The organism is uncultured Candidatus Pelagibacter sp., assembly GCF_943788075.1.
Classification (GTDB): Bacteria; Pseudomonadota; Alphaproteobacteria; order Pelagibacterales; family Pelagibacteraceae; genus Pelagibacter.
Window position 1 is genome coordinate 409,865 of record NZ_CALSOW010000001.1, and the last position, 6,781, is coordinate 416,645.

Below are 6,781 nucleotides of genomic sequence, written 5' to 3' on the forward strand. Positions count from 1 at the left end.
CAAATGATCAAATATAAATTGGCATGTGCAAATTGTGAGACTAATTTTGATAGTTGGTTTGCCTCATCTAAAGAATTTGAAAAATTAAAAAAAAAAAATCTTTTAGTCTGTCATATTTGCAACTCTGCAAAAGTAGATAAAACACTTATGGCACCAAGTGTAAGGAATAATAAAAAAGATATAAAAAATGACTTGCAATTAGATAAATATGAAAATGTGAAAAAAACTCTTAAAAGTTATCAAAAATTTGTTAAAGAAAATTTTAAGTTTGTTGGTGAAAATTTTGCTTATGAAGCCCGATCCATACACTATAGCCCTCCAAAAAAAACCAAAGGTATCTATGGAAATGCTACCAAAAAAGATCTTATGGAACTTAAGGAAGAAGGTATTGATATTCAGGTAATACCATGGGTAGATGACAAAGATAATTAGAGTTTGATAGATTTTATAATATAATTAATTGAAGTATCTGAAGAAATGCTCCATTCATCTTTTATTATATTAAAATTCATCCCATCTAACTTTTCTAACTTTAAATTATTTTTGCTTAATATTTTCTTAAGATCTTCTGGTCTTACAAATTTTTCCCAATCATGAGTTCCTATAGGAAGCCATCTTAGAACATATTCTGCACCAATTATTGCAAACATATATGATTTTAAAGTTTTATTAAGAGTTGCAATAAACATGAGACCATCTTTTTTAAGAAGTTTGGAGCATGAATTTATGAAAAAATTAATATCTTCAACATGTTCTATTATTTCCATATTTAAAATAACATCAAATTTTTTTTTAATTTTTAATTTTTCAGGTGATGAACATAAATAATTAATTTTAAGATTATTTTTTTTTGCATGTAACTTTGCAATGGTAATATTTTTATTTGATGCATCAATTCCAGTCACATTTGCACCCAATCTTGTCATTGGTTCAGAAAGAAGTCCACCTCCACATCCTATATCTAATATATTAATTTTATCTAAAGGTCTTTTTTTAGCTTTTAATTTAAAGTTATTAATAATATTTTCTTTTATATATTTAATTCTTATTGGGTTAAATTTATGAAGTGGCTTAAATTTTCCACTTGGATCCCACCATTCAGCTGCCATTTTTGAAAATTTTTCAATTTCTTTTTTATTTACGCTGCTCATAATAGATAATTAGTTGACATAACAACTAAGATGTATTTTATCAATTGTTTATTAAATTATAATAAATAAATTTGATCAATGAAAACTGTTGTTTTAAAGTTTGGTGGAACTTCTGTAGGAAGTATCGATAGAATTAAAAAAGTATGTAAAATTATATCTTCTTACAAAAAGAAGAAATACAAAGTAGTGGTGATTTCCTCTGCTATGAGTGGTGTTACTAATGAACTAGTTAATAAGTCTAAATTAATTAGTAATAATTTTGATAAAGCAGAATATGACACTTTATTATCTACAGGGGAGCAAGTTTCCTGTGCTTTAATAGCTGGAAGGTTGAATCATATTGGGTTTAAATCTAGATCTTGGTTATCCTGGCAAATACCAATTATCACTGAAGGTCCTTACTCAGCAGCAAGGATTAATAAAGTTGTTTCAAAAGAAGTACTAAACTATCTTAAAAGTGGAGGTATCCCTGTAATCACAGGTTTTCAAGGAATAAATAAAAATTATAGGTTAACAACTATTGGTAGAAGTGGCTCAGATGCTACAGCAATTATGTTAGCTAAATTTGTTAAAGCAGATGAGTGTATTATTTATACTGATGTAGATGGTGTTTATACGACAGACCCTCGACAGTACAAAAATGCTAAAAAAATTAAAAAAATATTTTATGATGAAATGTTAGAAATGGCATCTTTAGGTTCAAAGGTTATGCAGCCAACTTCTGTACAAGATGCAAAATTGAATAAAATAAATATACAAGTTAAGTCCTCATTTGTTTCAAAGCCTGGAACATTAATCACAAATTCAGCTAAAGCATTTAGTGATCAAATTATAACTGGAATTTCATCAACAAAAAATGATGCAAAAATTACAATTGAGGGAGTTAAAGATAGACCAGGAGTTGCAGCGTCTATTTTTAAACCTTTATCTCAAAATCTAGTAAATGTTGATATGGTTGTTCAAAATATTTCGCTCAATGGCAAAGAAACAGATCTTACATTTACGATCAAATCAGATGACTTAAAAAAAACAGAGAAATTTATAAAACAGAATAAAAAAATATCCTATAAAAAATTATCTTTCGATAAAAATGTATCCAAAGTTTCAATAATTGGAGTTGGAATGATAACAACTCCTGGAATAACTTATCGAATGTTTCAAGCTTTAGCTTCAAAAAAGATAAATATCTTGGTAATATCTACATCTGAAATTAAAATTTCAGTTTTAGTTGCTACTAATCAAGTAAAAAAAGCTATAGCAGTATTGCATAAAGAATTTAAATTAGACTAAATTTTATGAGCCTCAGGCCCTTCAGAAATATTGATCGAAAAAAAACCAGAGTAATAAATATTGGTGATGTAAAAATAGGTGGGGACAATCCGATTTCAGTTCAGTCAATGACAAACACTTTAACAACTGATGTTAGAGCAACAATTAATCAAATAAATGCAATTCACGAAGAAGGTGCAGACATCGTAAGAGTTTCATGTCCAGATGAACAGTCTACAAAGGCGCTAAAAGAAATAACGCAAAATGTAAAATTACCTGTCATTGCTGACATCCATTTTCATTACAAAAGAGCAATTGAGGCTGCTGAAAATGGAGCTAAATGTTTAAGAATAAACCCAGGTAATATTGGTGAAAAACAAAAAATTCATGACGTATTAACTGCTGCCAAAAATAATGATTGTTCAATAAGGATTGGGGTTAATGCAGGGTCACTAGAAAAAGATATTCTTGAAAAATACAAAGAACCTTGCCCAGAAGCTTTGGTAGAAAGTGCTTTAAGAAATATTAAAATTTTAGAAGATCAAAATTTTTTTAACTTCAAAGTTAGCGTAAAGTCATCAGATATTTTTTTATCAATTGCAGCTTACCGCCAGCTTTCAAAAGCAATGGATTACCCACTCCACCTTGGTATAACAGAGGCTGGCAGTTTTGTTTCTGGAAGTGTCAAATCATCAATTGGGCTTGGAGCGTTACTTTTAGATGGAATTGGAGATACTATCAGAATATCACTTTCAGATGACCCAGTAAAAGAGATAAAAGTTGGCAATGAGATTTTAAAGTCATTAGGATTAAGAAATAGAGGAGTTAAAATTATATCCTGTCCATCATGTGCAAGACAAGCATTTCAAGTAATTGACACTGTTAAAATTTTAGAAGAAAAATTATCACATATTAAAACTCCAGTTTCCCTATCAATAATTGGATGTGTAGTGAATGGTCCTGGTGAAGCAGCAATGACAGACGTGGGTATTACAGGTGGTGGAAAAGGTAACAATATGCTTTATCTTTCTGGTGTTCAGAGTAAAAAAGTCTTAACAAATGAAATAATTGACAAAGTTGTAGCTGAAGTAGAAAAAAAAGCTTTAGAGTTAGAAAAAAATAATGATACCTAAAAAAACAATTGAAGAACTTATGTCAAGGCATTCAACTTTAGAAAAAGATCTGTCTTCTGGTGAAATAGACAAAAAACTATTTGCAGAAAAATCAAAAGAGTATTCTGATATTAACGAAATCATAGAAAATGCCAGTAAATATTTATCATACGATGATGATAAAAAAGATCTAGAAAAAATTTTAAACGACAGTTCTGCAGATAAAGAATTAAAAGATATGGCCGAACTTGAATTGTCAGATTTAAAGATTGAATTTGAAATAAATGAAAAAAAATTGAAATTATTTTTACTTCCAAAAGATGAGGCAGATAAAAAAAATGCTATTATAGAAATTAGAGCAGGAACTGGAGGATTAGAAGCAAGCTTATTTGCTTCAGATCTTTTTAAGATGTACGAAAAAGTGAGTCATAAAAAAAAATGGGCATTAGAATTAATTTCAATTTCCAGGAGTGATGCTGGAGGGTTAAAAGAGGTTATAGCATCAATAAAAGGAACCAATATTTATTCAACTTTAAAATATGAAAGTGGAGTTCATAGAGTTCAAAGAGTGCCAGATACTGAGACACAAGGGAGAGTTCATACTTCAGCTGCAACAGTAGCAGTATTGCCTGAAGCAGAGGAGGTTGATTTAAAAATAAATGAGTCTGATTTAAGGATAGATGTTTTTAGAGCAGGTGGGCCAGGAGGACAGTCAGTAAATACAACTGATAGTGCAGTTAGAATTACCCATATTCCAACAGGATTATCAGTTTCACAACAAGATGAAAAATCCCAGCATAAAAATAAAGCAAAAGGTATGAAAATTTTAAGGTCAAGGTTATATGAATTAGAAAGATCAAGAATTGACCAAGAAAGGTCTCAAGATAGAAAAACAAAAATAGGAACAGGGGATAGGTCTGAAAGAATTAGAACTTATAATTTTCCACAAGGAAGAGTGACAGATCATAGAATTAATTTAACACTTCATAGATTAGAAGAATTTTTAGAGGGAGAAGCTTTTGATGAAATGATTGAATCATTAACATTGCAAGCACAAGAAGAGAGTTTAAGTAGTTTAAATTAAATGAATATTCAGTCAGCAGTTATAGAGGGAACTAAGGTTTTAAAAGATAAATCTATTCCATCAGCTCAACTCGACACAGAAATTTTAATGGCTAAAGCTTTAGATAAAAATCGTGAATACATAATTTTAAATCATGATAAAGTTTTAAATGTTGAAAATTTAGAATATTTTAAAAAACTGGTTAAAGAACGAGCTACAAGAAAACCAATAGCCTATCTTTTAAATAAAAAGTTTTTTTGGAAAAGTGAATTTTATGTCAATAATAATACTTTAATACCACGTCCTGATACAGAAATTATAATAGAACAAATTTTAAAAGTTACCAAGAATAAGAATTATTTAAAAATTCTTGATATTGGAGTTGGCTCAGGGTGTATCCTCTTGAGTATTCTAAAAGAAAGAAAAAATTTTTATGGTTCAGGAGTAGATATTAGTAAAAATTCATTAGAAATATCAAAATTAAATGCAAAAAAGCTATTTGTGGATGAAAGAGTAAAATTTTATAAATCAGATGTTGACAAATTTAATCAAGGCAAATATGATTTGATTGTTTCTAATCCCCCTTATATTAAAAACAGCGATTTAAAATATTTGGAGAGTGATGTTCTAAAGTTTGAGCCCAAATTAGCTCTAGATGGTGGATTAGATGGTTTATCAGTAATCAGAAAAGTAGTTAAAAAATCATCTGAACTGTTAAAAAAAAATGGAAAATTTATTTTAGAGATTGGTTTTGATCAAAAAAGTAAAGTTATTAAATTATTAAACAACAAAGGTTTTTATATAAACAGTACAGTTAGGGATCTTGCAAATAATGATCGTTGCATTGTCAGTACTAAAATTTAACTAATCAAATATATGGTAACATTTAGAAACAATAATAACGTTAGAAGAAATAATTTCAGAAGAAACGACAGAAATTTTAAAAGTAATGGAGATAGACCAAAATTTGGATCAAATTATTCAAACAACGATAACTTTAAAAGAAAAGCTCCTGGTAGAAATAACCATAATGCTCCAAAATTAATAGAAAAATATAATGATTTGGCAAGAGAGGCCTCTTCTAATGGAGACAAGATATTATCTGAAAATTATCTTCAACATGCAGATCACTTTACAAGAATTTTGAATGAACAAGAAAATTATAAAAGAGTAAAATTTGCAGAGAGCAAATCTACAGAAAGCAACTCAGAAATACAGGAAACATCTGATAAATCTGAAGAAGTAAAAAATGAAAATAAGAATGTTGTGGCAGAGATTAAGCCCAAATCTCAAAAAACAACTGATTCAAATTAGTTTAATCCAATAATTTTTTCTGATTTTAGAACATCTAGTTTTATTTTATTAGTCTCAAATAGTTCTCTATTTTTTCCTTTTAAAATTTTACCTGACGGAAGTTTTAATTTTTGAGAATTCACTTTTTTTCCGTTTACAATAACTTCATAGTGCAAATGAGGTCCCGTTGATTTTCCAGTCGAACCAACATATCCAATAGTTTGACCCTGTTTAACTCTCACACCTTTTTTAATCCCTCGTGCAAATTTAGACATGTGAGCATAGACGGTTTCATATGTTGAATTATGTTTTATTTTTACACAATTTCCACCACCTCCACACCAACCGGCTTTTTTAACTGTACCATTTCCAGAAGCCATAATTGGAGTACCCTTTGGTGCAGCAAAATCAGTTCCTCTATGCATTTTATTAAATCCGTCTATGGGATGTTTTCTCATCCCAAAGGAGGAAGATAGTCTTGCACCGTTGATAGGTGTTTTCATTAATGCTTTTTGTACACTCTTTCCATTTTTATTATAATGACCTTCAATATTTTTTTTATCAAAATAATATAATGAGTTATCTTGACCACTTAGTTTAAGGTTTGCAAAAAGAATTTCTCCTGTTTCAATTATTTTATCATTTTTATCAATGAAGATTTCATACATTATTTGAAATTTATCTTCTTTTCTAATATCTCTTTGAAAGTCTACTTGAAAACCATAAATTCTTGCAAATTCAATTATTGTGTTTGGTGGAATATCTTCATCTGTGGCTGCTTTGTATAGGCTTTGTAAAATCATATTTTCTTTGTAAATAATTTTTTTTTCTAATTTAACAGTTAATATTTTTTCATTAAACTCTGTGCTTTCCTTAGTTTTTGATAAGATAAT

The 6,781-nt window shown here is 28.9% G+C and carries 8 protein-coding genes; 6 read left to right on the forward strand and 2 right to left on the reverse strand.

The window, feature by feature from the left end:
• The first annotated feature begins 3 nt into the window (after window positions 1–3).
• The gene (locus tag Q0X98_RS02405) at window positions 4–432 is read left to right on the forward strand and encodes a DUF1178 family protein (protein WP_297681048.1); all 429 of its coding nucleotides are present in this window, start codon (window positions 4–6) and stop codon (window positions 430–432) included.
• Here Q0X98_RS02405 and ubiG read toward each other — a convergent pair.
• Window positions 429–1,151 carry a bifunctional 2-polyprenyl-6-hydroxyphenol methylase/3-demethylubiquinol 3-O-methyltransferase UbiG gene (ubiG, locus tag Q0X98_RS02410; protein WP_297681050.1) on the reverse strand — a complete coding sequence of 241 codons (723 nt, stop codon included), beginning with the start codon at window positions 1,149–1,151 and terminating at the stop codon, window positions 429–431. The genes Q0X98_RS02405 and ubiG overlap by 4 nt on opposite strands.
• A 78-nt stretch (window positions 1,152–1,229) precedes the next feature.
• Between ubiG and Q0X98_RS02415 the strand changes: the two genes are divergently transcribed.
• From Q0X98_RS02415 to Q0X98_RS02435, 5 genes are read left to right on the forward strand one after another with little or no spacing between them, the layout of a single operon-like run.
• Entirely contained in the window at window positions 1,230–2,441 is a 1,212-nt protein-coding gene (locus tag Q0X98_RS02415; protein ID WP_297681052.1) for an aspartate kinase, read from the forward strand.
• A gap of 5 nt (window positions 2,442–2,446) precedes the next feature.
• Window positions 2,447–3,553, forward strand: a complete 1,107-nt coding sequence (gene ispG, locus Q0X98_RS02420) for a flavodoxin-dependent (E)-4-hydroxy-3-methylbut-2-enyl-diphosphate synthase (protein WP_297681054.1) — start codon at window positions 2,447–2,449, stop codon at window positions 3,551–3,553.
• Window positions 3,543–4,616 (forward strand): peptide chain release factor 1, encoded by a 1,074-nt coding sequence (gene prfA, locus Q0X98_RS02425; protein WP_297681056.1) that lies wholly within the window; start codon window positions 3,543–3,545, stop codon window positions 4,614–4,616. Before ispG ends, prfA begins: the two co-directional genes overlap by 11 nt.
• Window positions 4,617–5,459 (forward strand): peptide chain release factor N(5)-glutamine methyltransferase, encoded by an 843-nt coding sequence (gene prmC / locus Q0X98_RS02430; RefSeq protein WP_297681058.1) that lies wholly within the window; start codon window positions 4,617–4,619, stop codon window positions 5,457–5,459.
• 12 nt (window positions 5,460–5,471) lie between these two features.
• Window positions 5,472–5,909, forward strand: a complete 438-nt coding sequence (locus Q0X98_RS02435) for a DUF4167 domain-containing protein (RefSeq protein ID WP_297681060.1) — start codon at window positions 5,472–5,474, stop codon at window positions 5,907–5,909.
• Here the strand turns inward: Q0X98_RS02435 and Q0X98_RS02440 are convergent.
• The coding region (locus tag Q0X98_RS02440; protein ID WP_297681061.1) for a M23 family metallopeptidase at window positions 5,906–6,781 on the reverse strand (876 nt) is incomplete at its 5' end. The genes Q0X98_RS02435 and Q0X98_RS02440 overlap by 4 nt on opposite strands.